Origin of the sequence: Alloyangia pacifica (genome assembly GCF_900116195.1) — a bacterium.
In the GTDB taxonomy this organism is placed as follows: domain Bacteria; phylum Pseudomonadota; class Alphaproteobacteria; order Rhodobacterales; family Rhodobacteraceae; genus Salipiger; species Salipiger pacificus.
The window spans coordinates 25,548-44,371 of record NZ_FOZW01000009.1 but is presented as its reverse complement, the minus strand read 5'-3'; the positions used below and the strand labels follow the sequence as shown (position 1 = coordinate 44,371).

At 65.0% G+C, this 18,824-nt stretch carries 14 protein-coding genes; 3 read left to right on the top strand and 11 right to left on the bottom strand.

The features are described 5' to 3' along the window. Positions 1-17: 17 nt before the first annotated feature. Genes xdhC through xdhA form a run of 3 tightly spaced genes read right to left on the bottom strand, consistent with a single transcriptional unit; the run spans position 18 to position 4,630 of the window. Entirely contained in the window at positions 18-845 is an 828-nt protein-coding gene (xdhC, locus tag BM397_RS18235; protein WP_092431431.1) for a xanthine dehydrogenase accessory protein XdhC, read from the bottom strand. After that, a complete protein-coding gene (xdhB, locus tag BM397_RS18230) occupies positions 842-3,166 on the bottom strand; it encodes a xanthine dehydrogenase molybdopterin binding subunit (protein WP_092431429.1) in 2,325 nt (774 codons plus the stop codon). The genes xdhC and xdhB overlap by 4 nt, the downstream gene beginning before the upstream one ends. A gap of 12 nt (positions 3,167-3,178) precedes the next feature. Then, on the bottom strand, positions 3,179-4,630 hold the full coding sequence (xdhA, locus tag BM397_RS18225) for a xanthine dehydrogenase small subunit (RefSeq protein WP_092431426.1): 1,452 nt from the start codon (positions 4,628-4,630) through the stop codon (positions 3,179-3,181). Between the two features lie 172 nt (positions 4,631-4,802). Here xdhA and BM397_RS18220 point away from each other — a divergent pair, with 172 nt between their 5' ends. Continuing rightward, entirely contained in the window at positions 4,803-5,705 is a 903-nt protein-coding gene (locus tag BM397_RS18220) for a LysR family transcriptional regulator (protein ID WP_092431423.1), read from the top strand. A gap of 235 nt (positions 5,706-5,940) precedes the next feature. Here BM397_RS18220 and BM397_RS18215 read toward each other — a convergent pair whose 3' ends face one another. After that, the gene (locus BM397_RS18215; RefSeq protein ID WP_092431421.1) at positions 5,941-6,348 is read right to left on the bottom strand and encodes a P-loop nucleotide/nucleoside kinase family protein; all 408 of its coding nucleotides are present in this window, start codon (positions 6,346-6,348) and stop codon (positions 5,941-5,943) included. A 34-nt stretch (positions 6,349-6,382) separates the two neighbouring features. Here BM397_RS18215 and BM397_RS18210 point away from each other — a divergent pair, with 34 nt between their 5' ends. Continuing rightward, positions 6,383-7,315 carry an IS5 family transposase gene (locus BM397_RS18210; RefSeq protein ID WP_092567405.1) on the top strand — a complete coding sequence of 311 codons (933 nt, stop codon included), beginning with the start codon at positions 6,383-6,385 and terminating at the stop codon, positions 7,313-7,315. Between the two features lie 377 nt (positions 7,316-7,692). On the opposite strand, the gene BM397_RS18205 is transcribed toward BM397_RS18210, so the two are convergent. From BM397_RS18205 to BM397_RS18185, 5 genes are all read right to left on the bottom strand, one after another. Next, positions 7,693-9,363 (bottom strand): flavin monoamine oxidase family protein, encoded by a 1,671-nt coding sequence (locus BM397_RS18205; protein WP_092430247.1) that lies wholly within the window; start codon positions 9,361-9,363, stop codon positions 7,693-7,695. Beyond that, positions 9,360-10,706: an NAD(P)/FAD-dependent oxidoreductase gene (locus tag BM397_RS18200; RefSeq protein WP_092430246.1), complete on the bottom strand. Its 1,347-nt coding sequence runs from the start codon at positions 10,704-10,706 to the stop codon at positions 9,360-9,362. Before BM397_RS18200 ends, BM397_RS18205 begins: the two co-directional genes overlap by 4 nt. 282 nt (positions 10,707-10,988) lie before the next feature. After that, on the bottom strand, positions 10,989-12,752 hold the full coding sequence (locus BM397_RS18195; RefSeq protein WP_092430244.1) for a thiamine pyrophosphate-binding protein: 1,764 nt from the start codon (positions 12,750-12,752) through the stop codon (positions 10,989-10,991). A 56-nt stretch (positions 12,753-12,808) separates the two neighbouring features. Next, a complete protein-coding gene (locus tag BM397_RS18190) occupies positions 12,809-13,636 on the bottom strand; it encodes an aspartate dehydrogenase domain-containing protein (RefSeq protein ID WP_092430242.1) in 828 nt (275 codons plus the stop codon). Beyond that, positions 13,629-14,348: an aspartate/glutamate racemase family protein gene (locus tag BM397_RS18185; protein ID WP_092430240.1), complete on the bottom strand. Its 720-nt coding sequence runs from the start codon at positions 14,346-14,348 to the stop codon at positions 13,629-13,631. The genes BM397_RS18190 and BM397_RS18185 overlap by 8 nt, the downstream gene beginning before the upstream one ends. Before the next feature lie 140 nt (positions 14,349-14,488). Here BM397_RS18185 and BM397_RS18180 point away from each other — a divergent pair, with 140 nt between their 5' ends. After that, positions 14,489-15,454 carry a LysR substrate-binding domain-containing protein gene (locus BM397_RS18180; RefSeq protein WP_092430238.1) on the top strand — a complete coding sequence of 322 codons (966 nt, stop codon included), beginning with the start codon at positions 14,489-14,491 and terminating at the stop codon, positions 15,452-15,454. A 32-nt stretch (positions 15,455-15,486) separates the two neighbouring features. Here BM397_RS18180 and BM397_RS18175 read toward each other — a convergent pair whose 3' ends face one another. Beyond that, positions 15,487-17,421 (bottom strand): TRAP transporter permease, encoded by a 1,935-nt coding sequence (locus BM397_RS18175; protein ID WP_176806884.1) that lies wholly within the window; start codon positions 17,419-17,421, stop codon positions 15,487-15,489. A 78-nt stretch (positions 17,422-17,499) separates the two neighbouring features. After that, positions 17,500-18,462 carry a TAXI family TRAP transporter solute-binding subunit gene (locus tag BM397_RS18170; RefSeq protein ID WP_092430234.1) on the bottom strand — a complete coding sequence of 321 codons (963 nt, stop codon included), beginning with the start codon at positions 18,460-18,462 and terminating at the stop codon, positions 17,500-17,502. Between the last annotated feature and the right edge of the window lie 362 nt (positions 18,463-18,824).

The following is an 18,824-nucleotide window of genomic DNA, read 5'->3' as shown; positions in this document are numbered from 1 at the left end:
TCGGGCGGACGCGGGGGTTACTCGGCGGCGAAAGCCACAGGCTGCGCCGCGCCGTGCTGGCTGGTGAGCGCGGTGAGCACCTCGGCTACGACAAACGCGGCGATCACCTCGGGGCGTTTGTCGCGGCTGCCCTGCGCGCCGATCGGGCAGGTGAGCGCGTGGGTCTCCAGCCCGTCGCACTCATCCCGCGCGAAGCGGCGGAACTTCTCGCGCTTGGTGGCCGAGCCGATCAGCCCGACGTAGCGCGCGTCCGATCGCTGCAGCGCCGCCGAAGCGCAGAGAAAGTCGAGCGCGTGGTCATGGGTCAGCACGATGAAGGCGCTGCCCGGCGGAGCCATGGCGATCTCGAGCTCGGGCAGCGGGGTAAGGCGCGTCTCGACCCGCGCGGCGCTCAGCGCCAGTTCCTCGGCACGGCTGTCGATCAGAACGCAGCGCACCGGCAGGTGCTGCAGCAGATCCGCCAGCGCCCGGCCCACGTGGCCCGCGCCGTGGATCTGCACCATCGGCAGCGCGGCGGCCTCCTCTGCCGCCCGTGCCCGCGCCGCGTGCCGGTCAGTTGCGCCCATGCGGGTGAGCGAGACCTCGACCCGCCCGCCACAGCATTGCCCGATCTCGGGACCGAGCGGCACGTCCAGCGTCTGCGCCAGATCGCCGCGCGCCAGCAGCGCCCGCGCCGCGGCGATGGCCCGGTGTTCGAGCTGGCCGCCACCGATGGTGCCATGGCGCGAGGTTTCGCCGACATACATCTCGCACCCTGCCTCACGCGGCGAGGAGCCGCGCACCCGGCTCAGCCGCACGCGGGCAATGGGCCCGGGTGCGCTCAGGAAGGCGTCGAGCGTGCTCATGACCGCCCCGCCAGCCGCTCGACCGCCATCAGCACGCGCTCGGGCGTGGCGGGGGCGTCGAGGCGCGGGCATTCGCGGTAGTCCGCGACACTGGCGACCGCCATCGACAGCGCCTCGAAGACCGAGATGCCCAGCATGAAGGGCGGCTCGCCCACGGCCTTGCTGCGCTTGATGGTGCGCTCGCGGTTCTGCGACCATTCGGCGAGGTTCACGTTGAAGACGCGCGGCCGGTCCGAGGCGAGCGGGATCTTGTAGGTCGAGGGCGCATGGGTGCGCAGCGCGCCCTTGTCGTCCCACCACAGCTCCTCGGTGGTCAGCCAGCCCATGCCCTGCACGAAGGCCCCCTCGACCTGCCCGCGGTCGAGCACCGGGTTCAGCGAGCGTCCGACGTCGTGCAGGATATCGGTGCGCTCGACGCGGTACTCGCCGGTCAGCGTGTCGATGGTGACCTCCGAGCAGGACGCGCCATAGGCGAAGTAGTAGAATGGCCGCCCCTTGCCCGCCGCGCGATCCCAGTGGATGTCCGGTGTCTTGTAGAAACCCGCCGCCGAAAGATGCACGCGCGCCATGTAGGCGGCCTTGATGACCTGCTCCCACGGCAGAAGCTGCGCGCCCACCTGCACATGCCCGGGCACGAAGCGCACCTCTTCGGGGCGCACGCCCCAGTGCCCGGCGGCAAACTCGACCAGCCGTGCCTTGATCTGATCGGCGGCATCGAGCGCAGCCATGCCGTTGAGGTCCGAGCCCGACGAGGCGGCGGTGGCGGAGGTGTTGGGTACTTTCTCGGTGGTCGTGCGGGTGATCTTGATGCGCTCGAAATCCACCTGGAAGGCGTCGGCCACCACCTGCGCCACCTTGGTGTTGAGCCCCTGACCCATCTCGGTTCCGCCGTGGTTGAGGTGGATCGAGCCGTCCGAATAGACGTGGATCAGCGCGCCTGCCTGATTGTAGTGGGTCGCGGTGAAGGAGATGCCGAACTTCACCGGGGTCAGCGCGATGCCCTTGCGCAGCACACCGCCCTCTGCGTTGAACACGAGGATGTCGCGGCGGCGCTGCTGGTAGTCGCAGCTTTCCTCCAGTTCCGAGACCACGCGTCCGATGATGTTGTCGGTGACCTCCTGGTGGTAGGGCGTCAGGTTCCGCCCGTCATGGGCGTCGCCGTAGAAGTTGGCCTTGCGCACCTCCAAGGGATCCTTGCCGAGCGCATAGGCGATCTCCTCGATCATCCGCTCGGCGGCGACCACGCCCTGCGGCCCGCCGAAGCCGCGGAAGGCGGTGTTCGACACGGTGTTGGTCTTCATCGGGCGGCTCTGCAACCGGACGTGCGGGTAGAAATAGGCGTTGTCGGCGTGAAAGAGCGCGCGGTCGGTGACCGGACCGGAAAGGTCCGACGACCAGCCGCAGCGCGCGGCAAAGCTGCCGTCCACCGCGCGGATGCGTCCCGCGCCGTCGAACGCCACGTCGTAATCAATGATGAAATCATGCCGCTTGCCCGTCGCCGTCATGTCCTGATCACGGTCGGGGCGGATCTTCACCGGGCGGTTCAGGCGCTTGGCGGCCATGGCGGCGACCACGGCAAAGAGGTTCATCTGGCTTTCCTTGCCGCCGAAGCCGCCGCCCATGCGCCGCACGTTGACCACCACGGCATTGCTCGGCACGCCGAGGACATGCGCCACCATGTGCTGCGCCTCGCTCGGGTGCTGGGTCGAGCAATGCACGATCACGTCCTCGTCCTCGCCCGGCAGGGCAAAGGCGATCTGCCCCTCGAGGTACATGTGATCCTGCCCGCCAACCGAAAGCCGCCCCTGCAGCCGGTGCGGCGCCGAGGCCATCGCGGTCTCGACCTCGCCGCGCTCCAGTTTCAGCGGGTCGGTGATCAGCGGATAGCCCGCCTCCTGCGCCGCGATCGGGTCCAGCGCATGGGGCAGCACCTCGGCCTCCACCTTGGCGAGCGCGGCGGCCCGGCGGGCGGCGTCGCGGGTCTCGGCAATCACCGCAAAGAGCGGCTGGCCGTGAAACTCGATCTTCTCTGTGGGGAAGACCGGCTCATCGCCGCGCCCGGTGGGGCTGATGTCGTTGTGGCCGGGAATATCGGCGGCGGTGAGCACATCGACGACGCCGGGGGCAGCGCGCACGGCGGAAAGGTCGATCCCCTTCAGCGTGGCATGGGCCACCGAGGACACACCGAGATAGGCGTGCAGCGTCCCGATTGGTTCGGCGATGTCGTCGGTGTATTCGGCAAGGCCGCGCACGTGCTTGATCGCGCTGTCGTGCTGGCGATCCTCGTGGACCGCGCCGCGGATGTTGGGCTGGTGTTTCATGTCTCTCCTCCCTCAGGCGCTCAGGCGGACGGGCTGGCCATCCTGTTCGAGAAAGAACCGCCGCAGCAGGTTCTGGGCGACGCGCATCCGGTAGTCGGCGCTGGCCCGCCAGTCACTGAGCGGGGCGAAATCCTCGGCCATGGCGCGGGCGGCGGCGGCAAAGCTGGCCTCGCGCCACGGCTGGCCCAGCAGCGCGGCCTCGGCCCTGGCGGCGCGCTTCGGCGTCGCCGCCATGCCGCCAAGCGCGATGCGGGCGCCCTGGATCACTCCGCCTTCGACGGTGACGCTGATCCCGGCGGCGACGGCAGAGATGTCTTCGTCGCGGCGCTTGGAGATCTTGTAGGCACCGCAGCGACTTGCGCCCGAGGGCAGGGGGATGCGGATGCTCTCGACGAATTCGCCGGGGCGGCGGTCCTGCTTGCCGTAGTCGATGAAGAAGTCTTCCAGCGGCAGGCTCCGGCGGGCGGCACCGTGGCGCAGGGTCACCTCGGCGCCGAGCGCGATCAGCACCGGGGGCGTGTCGCCGATGGGCGAGCCATTGGCGATATTGCCGCCGATCGTGCCCATGTTGCGCACCTGCCAGCCGGCAATGCGGTCCCAGTACTCCGCGAGATGCGGCAGGTGTGCGGCGATCAGCGGCTGCAGGTCGGAATAGCTGACGCCGGCGCCGAGGGTGATCGCACCGTCGCCGACCGAGACCGCCTTCAGCTCGGGGAGATGCGCAATGAAGATCGCGGGCGAGATCGGGCGCAGGAACTTTGTCACCCAAAGGCCGACATCGGTCGAACCGGCGATCACCGTGGCCTGCGGATGCTCGGCATAGGCGGCGGCAAAGTCATCGAGATCGGCGGGCAGGATGGCGCGGTTGTCCTCGGGGCCGGTCTCGACGCGGCGCCCGTCCTTCAGCGCCTCGAGCGCCGCCGTCACCCGGGCCCGCTCCTGCACAAGACGGTCCGCTTCGGGCGTGCCGTAGTCGCTCACCGCCACGGCAGCGCGGATGATCGGCGCGTAGCCGGTGCAGCGGCAGAGGTTGCCCTGCAGCGCGGTCTCGACCTGTGCCTCGGTCGGCTGCGGGACCTGCATCCAGAGCGCATAGAGCGACATGACGATGCCCGGCGTGCAGAAGCCGCATTGCGCGCCGTGATGTTCAATCATCGCCCGCTGCACCGGGTGGAGCGCGCCGTCCGGGCCCGAGAGATGCTCGATGGTCACCACGTGGCAGCCGTCGAGCGAGGCGGTGAAGCGGATGCAGGCGTTGACTGCCTCGTAGCGCAGCGCGCCCTCATGCAGGCGGCCGACGAGCACGGTGCAGGCGCCGCAATCGCCCTCGGCGCAGCCTTCCTTGGTGCCGGTGAGCCGGCGTTCGAGCCGCAGGAAGTCGAGCAGGGTCTGGGTGGCCGGGACCTCGGGCAGGCTCACCGTCCGTCCGTTGAGCAGAAAGCGGATCTCGCTCCGGTGCGTCATGCATCCCTCCGTGGCTGAGCATGTGACTGGGTCTTCGGAGCGGACGCTAGCGGAAGGTACTCTCAATGAATACGCGCGGTTTCGCCAAGGACTTTATACGGATCGTTGATAATAATCTGTCGCGGACCGTAGTATGCCGGGGCAGGATGACCAGAGGCCGAGGAGCGGAGCGATGCAATACATCGAAAGCCTGCGGGTTTTTGTCCGGGTGGTCGAGCTTGGCAGCATCACCTCGGGCGGGCGCGACCTGCGGCTGACGCCGGCGGTGGCGAGCAAGCGGATCAAGGAGCTTGAAGGGCGCCTTGGCGTGCGCCTGTTCAACCGCACCACCCGCTCGATCACCCCGACCGAGGTCGGACGGGTGTTCTACGAGCAGGCGCGGACGGTGCTGGCCTCGGTGGATGAGGCCGAGGCGGTGGTGGCGAACTTCTCGGAAACGCCGCGTGGGGCGCTGCGGGTGACGGCGCCGCTTGGGATCGGACGGCGGATCATCGCGCCGCTGGTGCCCGCGTTCACCGAAAAATACCCCGAGGTGCAGGTGCAGATGCGCCTGTCGGACCGGCTGGTCGACATGATGGGTGAGCGGCTCGACGTGGCCTTCTTCCTTGGCGTGCCGAAGGATTCCAACTTCAAGCTACGGCACATTTACGATTGCCCGCGCGTGCTTTGCGCCGCACCTGCCTATCTCGAGAAGCGCGGGGTCCCCGCGACGCCCGAGGATCTGCTCGGCGGGCGGCACAACTGCCTGCTGCTGCGCTATCCCCGCTCGCCCGAGTATTTCTGGCAGCTCCAGACCGCCACCGGCTTGCGTCGGCTGGAGGTGGAGGGACCCTTCGATGCAGACGACGGTGACGTGTTGACCCGTTGGGCGCTGGACGGCCAGGGCATCGTCAACAGACCTCGGATCGAGGTTGCGCAGCACCTGCGCAGCGGCGAATTGATCGAGGTTCTGCCGGACACGCCACCGCTACCCTCGACCCTGGGCTGCCTGTTCCCGCATCGGAAGCTGCAGGATCCGAAGATCAGGCTCTTCGTCGACTACATGGCCGAGGCCGTGAAGGCGTCAATTTCATAGTGCAAAATTTCGAATTATCCGCTCGAAACCGTCTCACAGGCAATCTGCAAGGAACTCGAGAAGTGCCGATCATGCATTCGACCAGGCTTAATCAGGTGCCAGGCGCGGTTGTTGGACCTCCGATGCGGTTCTTGCGGCTTATCCACTCTCGATCACCCCATCGGGCAATCTACCGCTTCGTCTTCCGCAAAAGAAGGGACGCCTCCCGCGGGCGCTAGGTGTCGGGAGCGAATGGTCAGGCCCCACATCGCCTGAGAAATTGCTGCGCTTTGTCCCGCACGGTTTTTGGAGTGCCAGACGCGTCGACGGCGTCCCAAAGCATTTCTCCCAGGTCGCCCGCGAGCTGCGCGCCCAGAACCGCCACATCTGCATCCGACGCATCCCCTGTCCCGGCGCGTACTCGGTGGGTGAGAACCGCCTCGGATGCGGTCAACCAAAGGCCCTGGAAGGGAACCCCGGTACGGGCTGCAACGGCCGCGGCAGCGGTTCTCATGAACGGGCTGGTGAAGGTCGCATCCAGGATCACCGTCTGGCCCGCTCGAGTCAGCGTTTCCGCCCGCTCGAACATCTCTGCGTAGACCGCCTCGCGCCGGTCGGGCGTGTAGTTTTCGGACGGCTTTGTTGCGCAAAGGCTGAAGGGGATTCATCTCGCGAATCCAGCGTGGTAGCTGGCTTGCATGAGCAGACCCATCCCGCCGGGCTACAAGACTAAGAACTGGCCGACCTACAACGAAGCGCTGAAGCAGCGCGGCTCCCTGACGATCTGGTTCGATCCGGACATGGTGTGGGTGCCGCCGCCAACCGGCAGGCGAGGTAGGCAGCCGCGGTATAGCGATGCCGCGATCCAGACGTGCCTGACGATGAAGGTGCTCTTCGGCATGGCCCTCAGGCAGACGACCGGGTTCGTGGAGAGTCTGCTCCGCCTGGTCGGCCTCCACTGGACGGTGCCGGACTTCAGCACTTTGAGCCGGCGCCAGAAAACCCTGTCCGTGTCCATCCCCTACAGAGGCTCGCACGGGTCGCTGAACCTGCTGATCGACAGCACAGGCATCAAGGCGGAGGGCGAAGGCGAGTGGCACGCGCGCAAGCATGGTGGCGCGAAACGCCGTTTATGGCGCAAGATCCACATCGGCGTCGACGAACAGACGCTGGAGATCAGAGCTATCGAGATCACTGGCAGCACCGTTGGTGACGCGCCGATGCTGCCCGAGCTGCTTGATCAGATTCCCGCCGAGGTGGAGCTCGGCTCTGTCACCGCGGATGGTGCCTACGACACACGCAAGTGCCACGACGCTGTCGCCGACCGGGGCGCCTATGCAGTCATACCGCCACGCAGGAACGCGAAACCGTGGAAGCCTTCGACTGCAGGCGCCATCGCCCGGAACGAGGCACTGCGCGCATCGAAATACCTCGGCCGTGCAATCTGGAGAAAGTGGAGCGGATACCACCGCCGTAGCCGCGCCGAGACGAAGATGCATTGCGTGAAGTTACTGGGGCAGAGCCTCATGGCACGTGACTTCGAACGCCAGGTCGCCGAACTCCAGATCCGCGCTGCCGTCCTGAACGGCTACACCGCGCTCGGCATACCTGTCACCGAGCCCATGGGGTAAGTGCGTCTGGGGAAAGGGGAGGTCCGGGCTTCACCCTCTTTGCGCAACAAAGCCCATCTATCCAGATGTTCGAGAGGCTGTTCGCGGAAATAACTAAGAGGACGGCCCAAAATTTTGTTGATACGAATTACATAATTTCCCTTACGCGAAACATAACTATGTAATGGTGCGCGCTACCCTCAAGTGCGACTCCCATTAGAAAACAGATGGTTATCTACTGGAGAGAGCTTGCCATGGGACGTCACCGCACCGTAGGCCTTCACCCTGGTAGAACACTGCCGACCATGCATTGGTGTTTGCCCCCAGACCACTCGGCGATGTCAGTTCCCCGCGCGTGCGGAAACTGCGCGTCGTGGGCCGGGGTTGGATATTGCCGGTCACAAAAATGCCGAGGATGGAACGGGATCGGTCAGGGTGACCGGGCCGATTTCGGGATAGAGGTCCCCGGGACCGGGATTTTCCGCGAGACTGGCGCCGCCCAAGTGGCTCAGTATGCCCCAGACCGCATTCAGCGCGGTCTGCACTGCGCCCTCGGCCCAGGCCGGCGTCCAGCTGATCCCGTCTCCGGCAAGGAACACTCCGCGCTGGCTGTCCGGCATTTCCGATTGCATGAAGTGGCCGTAGACCCTGTGGTTGTAGCGGTAGTGACCCGGCAGTGCGCCCTTGAAGGCCCCGAGGAAATTCTCGTCCGCCTCCCAGCTCACACACTTCGGCGCACCGCGGATGTGGCGCGCGATATCGACCGTCGGGTAGATTTGCTTCAGTGCCTTCAGCGCGAGCTCGGCGCGGGCTTCCGCGTTCAGCGGCAGGACCTTCAGCGCGTCGGTCATCCACGCATAGCTCAGACAGATCACACCGGGCTTGTCGGGACCGTTGTCGAAGAGATAGGTGCCGCGGGTCAGGCGATCGGTCAGCGTCATCGACAGCACCGGTCGCCCGGTCGCGGGGTCGAGGTCGTTCCAGAACGGCCGGTCCGTCATCACGAAGGTTTTCGCGGCCTGCATGTACCGGGTGCGGTCGAGCGCCATCCATGTCTTCTGGTTGAACAGCGCTTCGTCGGTATCGATGGCAGTCGTCAGAAGGTGGCTGTGGCAGGTGACCAGCACCGCATCATAGGTATCTACGTTGCCCCACTGATCGGTGAGCAGGGTCCGCCCGGCTGCATCGCGCGAGAGCGCGACCGCACGCGACCGGGTCGCGCCGCCGTTCAGCGACGCGAGCGAGGTCTGGTCGGGCCAGTGCACGCAATCGGGTTCGGCGGACCAGAGCCTCCTCAGCATCTGCTCGCAGCCGCCCTCGACGAGGTGCTGGTCGTCGTCGAAGCCCAGCAGGTTGACGCGCAGGATCTCGAGCATGGAATTCGGGAAGTCGCTGTCCCAACCGCCGGTGCCGAAGCCCACCTGGCCGAAGATCTCGCGGTGGCGGAAATCATGCGCACCGAACGCCTCGGACCCGGCGATGAAATCGTAGAAGGTCCGCTCATCCCATTGCGCCACGAGCGGATCCCAGAGCGCCTTGAGGCGAGCGGTGTCCCTTGCCCGCAGGGCTTCCTGCAGATCCGGGAAGCCAACCTGATCAGTCAGCGCCTTGTCGTAGGCCTCGGCGATGTCGCGGTAGGCCGGCGGCAGATCGTCGAGGCTGCGGGCAAAGAAGGTCTGCCCTTCGAGGTCGATCACGGTGGAGCCGGCCGCAGGTGTCAGCGGGTTCGGGAAAGGCCGGGTCTTGCAGCCCACCATGTCGAGGTAGTGGAACATGCCGCGCGACGAGGTCGGAAAGCGCATGGCCCCCATCTCGGCGACGATCCCGTCGCTGCCCTCGAACACCTCCGAGCGCAGCCGCCCACCGAAGCGGCCCGATTCATAGAGGACCGGTCGCAGGCCAAGTTTCATCAGTTCGAACGCGGCCACGATCCCCGCAACACCGGCCCCGATGATGGCCACCGGTGTGCCGTGCATGTCACGGGGGAGCTTGCCCAGACCGGCCGGGTTCTTGATCCAGTCATCATAGGCAAAGGGAAAATCCGGGCCAAAGGCGGTGGTCGCGTTCATGCTTCTCTCCGAATGGGGTGCAGGTCTCGCCCAGGCTGTCCACCGGACACCCGTTTCGTTCCGCGTCCACGCCACTTGAAGCGGGCGGCGGCAAAGGGCGAGATCTCGATCGGCGGGGTACGGCCTGCGACAAGCGCGGCCACTATCTCGGCCGTCATCGGGCCGGCTGCGAGACCCATATGACCATGACCAAAAGCATGGACGATTTGTTGACAGCCACTCGCAGGCGAGATCACCGGCTTTCCGTCAGGGGTAGATGGGCGGTTGCCCTGCCAGCGCCGCAGCGACGGGTCCTCCGGGTCCATCTTGAGCCCGGGCCATGTGCGGTTGAGGTGTCGCAGCAGGATATCCGAGCGTCGCCAGTCCGGCGCGGCATCGTCGCTCGCCAATTCGACCTGGCCCGAGGCCCGCAAGCCATGGGCAGTGATCACGTTCGCCATGCGCCCCTCTTGCGGCATGACCGGAATGGAGAGATCGATCGCGGGCGCCGGGACTTCGACATAGTAGCCCCGCTCACTTTCCATCGGCACCCGGTCGCCGGCCCGACGGGCAAGCGGCTTGGACCTGCAGCCACAGGCAATGACCGCGGCGTCGCAAGGGATGGTCCCGTCTTGGGTCTCGACACCCAGCAGCACGCCATCGCGGATATCGAACCCGGTAGCCCTGGACCGTCGCAGCGTGGCCCCCAGCCTCCGGGCCTGATCGGCCAGAGCCGCGACATAGGTGCCTGGGTCCACGCAATGTGCGCCTTCGTTCACGAGGATTGCGAAGGTGTAGTCCGAAGACAGCGCAGGCAGGTGCCGGTGAAGTTCGTCAGCTCCCAGTTCCGTCATCTTCACGCCCAGGTCCCGGCGCACCTCCCAGGCAAGCCTTTCCTTGGCCATGTCGGCCCGATCGATAAACGCGTGGATCAGGCCAGTGCGGCGGATCAGCTCGGGTCGGCCCATGCGCCCCGCGATCTCGGCGTGCCGCTCCGGAGCATCCCGCAGCAGCGTCGAAAGCGCCGTGGCGGTCCTGCGGAAGCGGGCCTCTGTCCATCCCGACAGAAGGAAGCGGACGAGCCAGGGCGCAAGGCGAGGAAGGTGGCGCCAGCGTATCGTCAGCGGCCCGGTCCGGTCGAACAGGTACCCGGGCACGTTGCGCCACAAGCCCGGCCCAGACATCGGGATGATCGACGCCGGGCTCAAAAAGGTGCCATTCCCGAAACTCGGCGAATGCGGGCCGCCCGGCTCTTCGGCCTCAAGAAGCGTCACCCGGTGACCGTCCTCGGCGAGGCGCAGCGCGGCCGAAGCGCCGATGATCCCCGCACCGATGACGACGACATGTTTCGAAGTGGGCTCCATGACAATCCTGCTCCGGGTTGACGAGGTTGTTTCCATACTCCGCGGACGGTCAGGGTGAGCCTCCCCTACCCTGCCCTCTTCGAGCTCGCCGCTGTCCGAGCCGCAAGAAAACGTGTTCCCTCTGTTGTGCCGCGCGCGACAGCCTTGGAACACTTGGAAAAAACTCGCGCTGTCATGATCTGCAGTCATGAATGCAGCCGCTGGTCTTCGTGCTTCGCGGTGTTCGCAGAAAGCAACGGGCGGGCCGTCGGGCCCGCCCTGTACCTCGGAAAGAGGGTGAACTCAGAGGTAGCTGATCTCTTCAGCAGCGGTACTCAGCGGATCCTTTCCCATCTTCGAGAGCCACGAGTACACCGGCGGAACGCGGTCCGCGATGGATTCCACGTGGATGTCGATCAGGCAGGGCCCCTTCGTGTGATCGAAAGCCTGTTTCAGCGCATCGTCGAGGCTGGCCGCGTCCTTTGCCGTCCATGCGGTCAGGCCGAAAGCCTCGGCGATCGCCTGTCCACGCGGCGGCATGAAGTCCACGCCGAAGCACTGGTTGTGACCACGCAAGCGGTGCAGACCCTTGATCCAGCCGAACGTGCCGTTGTTGAACAGCAGCAGGATCGCCGGAACCTGCAGGCGCACGAGTGTTTCAAGTTCGCCGACCGACATCCCGAAAGAGCCGTCGCCGAACATGCCGACCGGCCGTCGCGACTTGTCGGCAAACCATGCTCCGACCGTCGCAGGCAGGGCGGAGCCAAGGCCGCCGAAGGCCCGCGGGATGGCGAACCGCGTCCGCGGGTCCTGCAGCTTGAGGAACCGGGTCATGTGCGGCGTGGGCGTGCCCGCATCCGAATAGATCAACGCCGGCTTGCCATATGCCTCCAGCGCCTCGTTGAAGCAGCGCACGGCGCGTTCTGGCCGGAGCGGGGACGAGTCTGCGCCGAGAAGGCTCTCTGCGTTCTCCCAGAACTCGGCGCGCATGGCATTGAGCTCGTCCACCCAGGGCTGGGTGCGCGCGGCCTGCTCCCTGTCGGGGTCAGCCCCGGCCAGCTCGTTCAGCTTGCGCAGCACCAGCATCGCATCGCCCGGCACCGAAAGCGCGTTTTCGTAGTTGTTCGCCATGATCTCGGGATCGATGTCGATCTGGGCGACGCGCTTGTTCAGCGTGATCTTGGGGAAGGTCCAGCCGATGGTCACCACCGAGCCCATCTTGGAGCCGACGAACAGCACGAAGTCCGCATGTTCCAGCGCCCAGTTCGCATGGGGATGAAAGCCGTTGTCACCGATCACGCCCACGGCCAGCGGATGGTCGTCGGGCATCGTGCCCTGGCCGGTCATCGTCGTGCAGACGGGGATGTTCAGCTTTTCCGCAAGTTCGGTCACGTCCGGGCCGGCGCAGGCGCGGTTGACACCGCCGCCCGACACGATCAGCGGCTTCGAGCTGGCGCGGAGCAGCTGCAGCAGCGTGTCCAGCTTCTCCGGCGCGGGCAGGGTCGGGTAGGCAGGGAATTCCCTGCACTCCTCTTCCACGTGCAACGACACGCGCGCCGGGTCGACCTCGGCCATCAGCATGTCCTCGGGGATCTGCAGGTGCACGGCGCCGGGTTTGCCCGAACATGCCACGCGGAAAGCCCGGCGGATGATCTCGGGCAGCTTCTCGGCCGATTTGACCTGCACCGACATCTTGGTGATCGGATCGAACAACCGGGCGCAGTCCAGTTCGGTCAGCACGCCGCGGCCCTCGCCGGGAAGCGGGATATCGATGGTCAGCAGGATCACCGGAACCGAAGAGGAATTCGACTCCGCGACCGGAGGGAGCGAATACATCGCTCCGGCGCCCGACGGGCATTCGAAGACACCGGGCTTCTTCGTGAACCGACCGTAGGCATCGGCCATATACCCGGCCGATCGCTCGTCCCGCGCCATAACGTGCCGGATCTCGTGCTCGCGTCCCTGAAGCGCCTCGTAGAAGGGCACGTTGGTGTCGCCGGGCACACCGAAGACGACCTCGACGCCGTAGCCGACCAGCATTTCAACAAGAATATCCGCGCCGCGCATATCTCTCTCCTGTGTATGGGAATTGGCCGTCGGGCCGCATGTTGTTTTGTTTCGGGTCAAGACCCGACGAGAATTGGAGCCAGGCGTCCACGCAGCGCGGCAAGGATGCTGGGCGCGACGATCCGCGAGGTTTTGGGGTTGGACGACGGCAGGTTGCGGCTCTCGAGCGACAGCCCGATCTCGTCCCCCTCGATTTCAAGCTGATGGATCGCGCCGGGAATATCCGGGTCCATCCAAAGTTCGATCGTCGTGCGTTCGAAACCGATGCCGGCGAGGCTGATGGCGACCGCGACGTTCAGGTGCCTCGGGAAGGCGCGCGCTGCATCCGCAGCGGTGCCTTCGAAAACCTTTACCTGCTCCCGCGGAGGATCGTTGCGGAAGTCGAGCCCCTGTTGCAGGACATAGGCTTCATTCGCCAGAGACCCGGGCTTGATCCGGCACTTGAGGTGCACCCGATGTATCGTGCCTTCGGCGGCAGAGCGGAGCATGTCGAGCCCCGGCATCGCGCCGGTGGCGATCTGAACGCGTGCACCATGACACCGGGCGAGTTCCTCGAGGTCGGGCACGGCAAGGAACCCGCCCGCGCTGACGCAGATAAGCTCCCTGCCCTTGCGGGTGACCGCATCGACGATCTCGGGGATCGCGGCCCCTGTGGCGGCCTCGACGACGAGATCACAGTGATCGGCGAGCTGGGCGAGGGGAACGACCGGCACCTCCGGCGCGAAGGTATCGAGATGCGCGCGTGCCTTTTCCAGGTCACGCGCGGACACGACCGACAGCGCGACACCGGGCACCTTGCCTGCGACCAGCGCCTCTGCGACGGCCCGGCCCGACTGGCCGAACCCCGCGAGACCTACTCTCAGGGAGTCCGTGCCGTCACGCATAGCGCCGCGGGTTCCGTGCCCTGTAGAACGTGTTGATCAGAGTGTTCACGTCGAAGACCGGCAGGCCTGCCTCTTCTGCCACATAGACCGAGAAGGGGCACATGTTGGTGCATTCGAAGAGGATGGCGCCGGGCGTGTCGCAGCTTGCCATGAAGTCGCGCGTCATCTGCACCATCTCTTCCTTCAGCACGTCGAACCGCAGGCTGGGTTGGTTGCCGATATAGGTGGCGGGGAACTCGGCATCGGGCTTCATGCCCTGAACCTGGACGGGGATGTCCTTCATCGACCAACCGACGCCCCTGAAATGGTCGTCGTTCAAGTTGTGCGCGCGTTCGGTGAAGACGCCGATGACCTGCCCGGGCGGCAGCATGGCGTGGATCAACGGCGCCTGAAGCAGGGAAGAGGTGAACACGGGGATATTCACCGAAGCGGCAAGGGGTTTCTGGAACGGCGCCAGGAATCCACAGCTCGTGGTGATTGCCTTGACGCCCTCGGCCTCCAGCTCCTGGGCGGCCTCGATGAAGGGCTGGATCAGCGCCTCGTCCGGGTGCTCGCCCATGATGCGGCTCGTGTCCGCGCCTTTCACGGTCTTGTACCTGACCGGGAAATCGTAGGTGCGCGCATTGCCGATGTCGCCGACCGGGCGAGGGAAGATCGTGTCCAGCATCAGGACACCGATATCCTGACCGTAGTTCGTGTAACCGCCCTGCATTGTATCTCCTTCAATGTCTCGCTTGCGCCCGGCACCAGTGCACCTGCGCGGTTGGCCCGATCACCATTGCCTCCGGGACGGAAAGACGACGGATCGGAGGCCTTCCGGGAAACTCTAACTTGCGGGCGTTATGAGCAAAAATGTTGATTACGCAGCCAAACATGATCTATTCGCATGCTATGCCCAGATTCCTTCCGAGCCTCTCCGCCCTCGCCGCCTTCGAAGCCGCCGCGAAGTATTCGAGCTTCACGAAAGCCGCCGAAGAGCTGAACCTTACCCAGAGTGGCGTGAGCCGTCAGGTGAGCGCGCTCGAGGATTTTCTGGGTGTCCGACTCTTCGACCGCTTCGGACCGCGGCTCGTGCTTACGGCTGCGGGCCGCAGCTACAGCGCAGCGCTGACAACCAGCTTGAACGATCTGGAGGCGGCAACGAACGACGTGGTACGCGGGTTCAAGGCGAACTACGCGATGCAAATCGGCGTGCAGGCCGGACTGGCGAACCAATGGTTCGTGTCGCTGATGAAGAAGTTCCTGCTGCAGGCTCCCGAGATCAAGGTGAACATCCAGGCGATCAGCCAGAATGCCGATACCGATCTTGCTGCCCTCGACGTGGCAATCCTGCGCGGCCACGGATCGTGGCAGGACATGACATCGTATCACCTGATGGACGAGACGGTCATCGCGGTAGCCGCCCCAGAGCTGATAGACCCGAACCAGAGCTACAAGCCTGCGGATATCGAGCGTTTCACGCTGATCCAGAGCTCGCACCGACCGGACATGTGGAAGCGCTGGCTGCGGGAGCTCGGCGAACACTACCAAGGCGAGATCAGCGGCCCCAGGTTCTCGCAGACGTCAATGGTCATCTCGGCCGCGCTGACGGGGATGGGACTGGCACTCGTGCCGTACATCATGGTTCAGGAGATGATCGCCCAGGGGCGGCTCGTTGCCCTGATCGATCTCCCGGTGTCGATCGGATACAAGTATTTCGTGGTCCATCCAGAGAACAAGTCGAGCTCCAAGGACGTGCTGCGCTTCCGCAACTGGCTGCTGCGGGAAACACAGCAACTCCGGCGCGATGTCGCGCCGGAGCCTAGAAAGCCGACCTGACCGGAACTTGTCAGGCGTGCGCTGCGCTGGACTCACCCGGTCGGGGCCAGACTTTCGCCTCGCGTCTTCACTCGCCAGACCAGGGCCAGCGCCACCAGCAATACGACACAGATCGGTGCCCTGATCTCGACCGCGACCGAATTGCTGAAGGCAATCGCGACGGCAATTCCCACCGCGAGCATCCGCGTGAGCCAGCCCAGGTGCCCCCCCCAGTAGCCGACAGAGGCGATGCAGACGAAGATGGCCGACGTCAGGCACATCCCAAAGACTTCGACGGTCTGGTACAGCGGGCCCTCCCACATGATCGCGGGTGTGAACACGAAGGCGAATGCGACGATGAGCCCGCCGATGGACAGCTGCCAGGCCTCGAAACCCGTCTTCAGCCCGTCCGCCTTGGCAATCACCGCCGCTGCATAGGCCGTCACGGAGACCGGCGGCGTCGCGTCTGCCAGGATCGCGAAGTAGAAGACAAAGAGATGGGCGCCAAGCATCGGAGCACCGAGATCGATCAGGATCGGGGCGGCCACGACCGAGACGATGAGGTAGGCCGGTGTGGTGGGGACGCCCATTCCAAGGAACAGGCTGATGAGCGCCACTAGGATCGACGCCTTCCAGAGCGACCCGTCGGCAAAGTTCTGGACGATGTCCGAAATTGCCACGACCAGCCCCGTGGTGGTCAGGCCCGCGACGATGATCCCCGCGGCTCCGACCGCCAGGGCAACGACCGCGATCATCGTGCCCGCCTCGTAGAGCGCGGTGACGATCTGTCCGGGACGCAGGCCCTGGCTCGGGCGCAGCCATGAGAGCACGATGACGGCTCCAATCGACAGCAAGCCGGCGAAGGTTGTCGAGAAACCTTGCAGCAAGGCCCAGAAGAGCACGATCAGCGGCAGCATCAGATGGCTGTTGGAGAACACCGTCCGCCAGCTGGGAAGATCCTCTTTCGCCATCCCGGCAAGACCCAGGCGCTTGGCCTCGAGATGCACCATGATCAGCATGGTGACATAGTAGAGGAGCGCGCCGAGCGACGCCGCGATGATGACGCTCTTGTAGGGGATGCCGGTCGTTTCGGCGATGATGAAGGACGCCGCGCCCATGACCGGCGGCATGATCGCCCCGCCGACGCTGGCCGCCGTTTCCACACCGCCGGCAAATGCGGGGCGATAGCCGAGCCGCTTCATCAACGGGATCGTTATCGCGCCTGTAGAGACGACGTTCGAGACCGAGGAACCGCTGACCGTGCCGAACAGGCCCGAACTGATCACCGCGACCTTGGCCGGACCGCCGGCCGAGCGTCCGGCGACCACTTCTCCAAGTTGGGAGAAGAGCTGACCGGCGCCGCTCAGGCGCACGAAGGCTCCGAAGGTGACGAAGATCGCGATCAGCGTGGCAGATATGCCCATGAGAGGGCCGTAAACGCCTCGGCCACTTATGAGATACATCGTCTCGACGACATGATCGAGGCTCATCCTGCGGTAGCCCCAGAGACCGGGCAGATAGTGCGCCGTGAACATGTACACGATGACCAGCGCCGTCAGCGCTGCCAGGATCGGGGTGAACGCGCGGCGCACGCCCTCGATGATCAGACAGACGATCAGGATCCCGAGCCAGAGCTGGGGCATCGTCAGGGGCGTCAGGAACTCGGTCCGCTCGTAGATCAGCAGCGGGTTCACGTACATGTAGAGACTTGGAAGGATACTGAGCCCTGCAAGAACCCAGTCGAGGGGGCTTGGCGTATTGTAGGACGACGGTTCGGTTGACGCTTCGCCCTCCCCGACCTCGACAATCTCGCCCGTGCTCCTCGCGGGAAACAGAAGGAAAACCAGAGGGAGGAACAGCATGAGGTGCAGGGCGCGCAGTTCCAGCGGTTCCGGCCAGCCGAACCCGGCGTAATATAGATGAAGGGCAGTGGCACCGACGGTCCAGACCTGAACCAGACGTCCTGTTTTTCCGTGCAGGGTTCTCATTGCGGAAGCTCCAGAAATCGACATCGCAGCGGCGTCGAAGGTCCGCTGCGATGCTTGGTTGTCTTTGTTCAGGTCGACTTACTTGAACCCGGCTTCCTCGAAGGCGCGTGCCGCTCCGGGGTGGAGGGGAAGTTCCATCTGCCAGGCCGTTGCGGGGTCGAAGCCCTCGAGGCTCGAGTGGATGCCGGGAAACTTCGGCTGGCTGGCAAGCAGGGCCTTGGTGAATTCATAGACGGTGTCTTCATCCACGTCGGTCGACGCCAGCAGCATCGTGTTCATCACCGGCACAGAGACGTCGCCGTCCTGGACGTTCTCGTAGGTTCCCGCGGGGATCGTCCCCTTCGAGTAGCCGTAGGTCGACACGAGGTAATCTTCCAGCTCTTCGGGGAAGTCGACGAGCTGCGCGTCGCGCCCGGCTTGGCTGATCTCGATCACCGCCGCGCCCGGCAGGGACAGCGCGATGAACAGATAGTCGACCTGGCCGTCCCGCAGGGCCGAGACGAGGTCGGAATAGTCGCCCTGCACGATCTTGCCACCCTCCTCGCGGATCTTCTCGTAGGACGTGTCGTAGAATTCCATGACCCGCTGGAAGGTCAGCTCGGTCGAGTCGCCGTTCTTGGGCACGCCGATCCGCAGGTTCTCGGATTTCAGGGCCTCTTCCAGCGACTTGGTCTCGCCGTTGGCGCGGATGAAGTGGAACATGTTCTGATTGATGCCGTTGGCGACGCCGCTGACCTTTTCGACCTCGTGATCGTAAGGCTCGGTGCCCTTCATCGCGGCAAAGGCGAGGAAGTCGATGCCGAAGCCGAATTGGCTGATGCCGGCTTCCAGCTTCAGCGGGTTGTCCTTGCCGCCGCCGGGCACGACCTTCAGCGTGAGGTCGGACTCGTTCATGATCTCCGACGCGAGCCCGCTGGCCACGCCGTACCACCCGGCCCCAAGTTGTCCCGTCGTCCATTCAAGAGCCTGTGCACCTGCCTGGCCCGTGTTGAACGACAGCAGCGCCGCGGCGGTCATCATTGCCTTGAGAGTGAATTTCATTTGGTACTCCACTGTTGAGGGTGGCGGTTTATGGTTCTATGCCGACCCGTTTCTGTGATCCGACCGGCGGAAGTGGTCTGCGCCGGGAAAGGATTCTGGTTTTCCGTTACGGTAGGCACCGAGGGTGTGTCGGAAAAAACTCGTATTACACATGCAATCATGAACTTTAGTCATCGTCGCATTGTCACTCGTCGCCACCCTGGGCCAAATCCCCATATCCATCTGTTATTTAATGACAAATAGCAGAACCTTTTCGCGCCGCTCAGGGAGATGACGTGGTCGAGTGACCGCGTGCAAAGGATGTAGCCGAGGCAAATGCCTCCTAAGAAGCAACCTGCCGTGAAACGCTCATCACGTGTTGG

What these genes read in the sequence shown, in the direction of transcription:
- BM397_RS18195 (WP_092430244.1), bottom strand. Translation starts at nt 12,752, where the DNA reads ATGCGCGGCGCGGATATTCTTGTTGAAATGCTGGTCGGCTACGGCGTC.
- BM397_RS18180 (WP_092430238.1), top strand. Translation starts at nt 14,489, where the DNA reads ATGTTGATTACGCAGCCAAACATGATCTATTCGCATGCTATGCCCAGA.
- xdhB (WP_092431429.1), bottom strand. Translation starts at nt 3,166, where the DNA reads ATGAAACACCAGCCCAACATCCGCGGCGCGGTCCACGAGGATCGCCAG.
- xdhC (WP_092431431.1), bottom strand. Translation starts at nt 845, where the DNA reads ATGAGCACGCTCGACGCCTTCCTGAGCGCACCCGGGCCCATTGCCCGC.
- BM397_RS18200 (WP_092430246.1), bottom strand. Translation starts at nt 10,706, where the DNA reads ATGGAGCCCACTTCGAAACATGTCGTCGTCATCGGTGCGGGGATCATC.
- BM397_RS18205 (WP_092430247.1), bottom strand. Translation starts at nt 9,363, where the DNA reads ATGAACGCGACCACCGCCTTTGGCCCGGATTTTCCCTTTGCCTATGAT.
- BM397_RS18185 (WP_092430240.1), bottom strand. Translation starts at nt 14,348, where the DNA reads ATGCAGGGCGGTTACACGAACTACGGTCAGGATATCGGTGTCCTGATG.
- BM397_RS18190 (WP_092430242.1), bottom strand. Translation starts at nt 13,636, where the DNA reads ATGCGTGACGGCACGGACTCCCTGAGAGTAGGTCTCGCGGGGTTCGGC.
- xdhA (WP_092431426.1), bottom strand. Translation starts at nt 4,630, where the DNA reads ATGACGCACCGGAGCGAGATCCGCTTTCTGCTCAACGGACGGACGGTG.
- BM397_RS18210 (WP_092567405.1), top strand. Translation starts at nt 6,383, where the DNA reads ATGAGCAGACCCATCCCGCCGGGCTACAAGACTAAGAACTGGCCGACC.
- BM397_RS18175 (WP_176806884.1), bottom strand. Translation starts at nt 17,421, where the DNA reads ATGAGAACCCTGCACGGAAAAACAGGACGTCTGGTTCAGGTCTGGACC.
- BM397_RS18170 (WP_092430234.1), bottom strand. Translation starts at nt 18,462, where the DNA reads ATGAAATTCACTCTCAAGGCAATGATGACCGCCGCGGCGCTGCTGTCG.
- BM397_RS18220 (WP_092431423.1), top strand. Translation starts at nt 4,803, where the DNA reads ATGCAATACATCGAAAGCCTGCGGGTTTTTGTCCGGGTGGTCGAGCTT.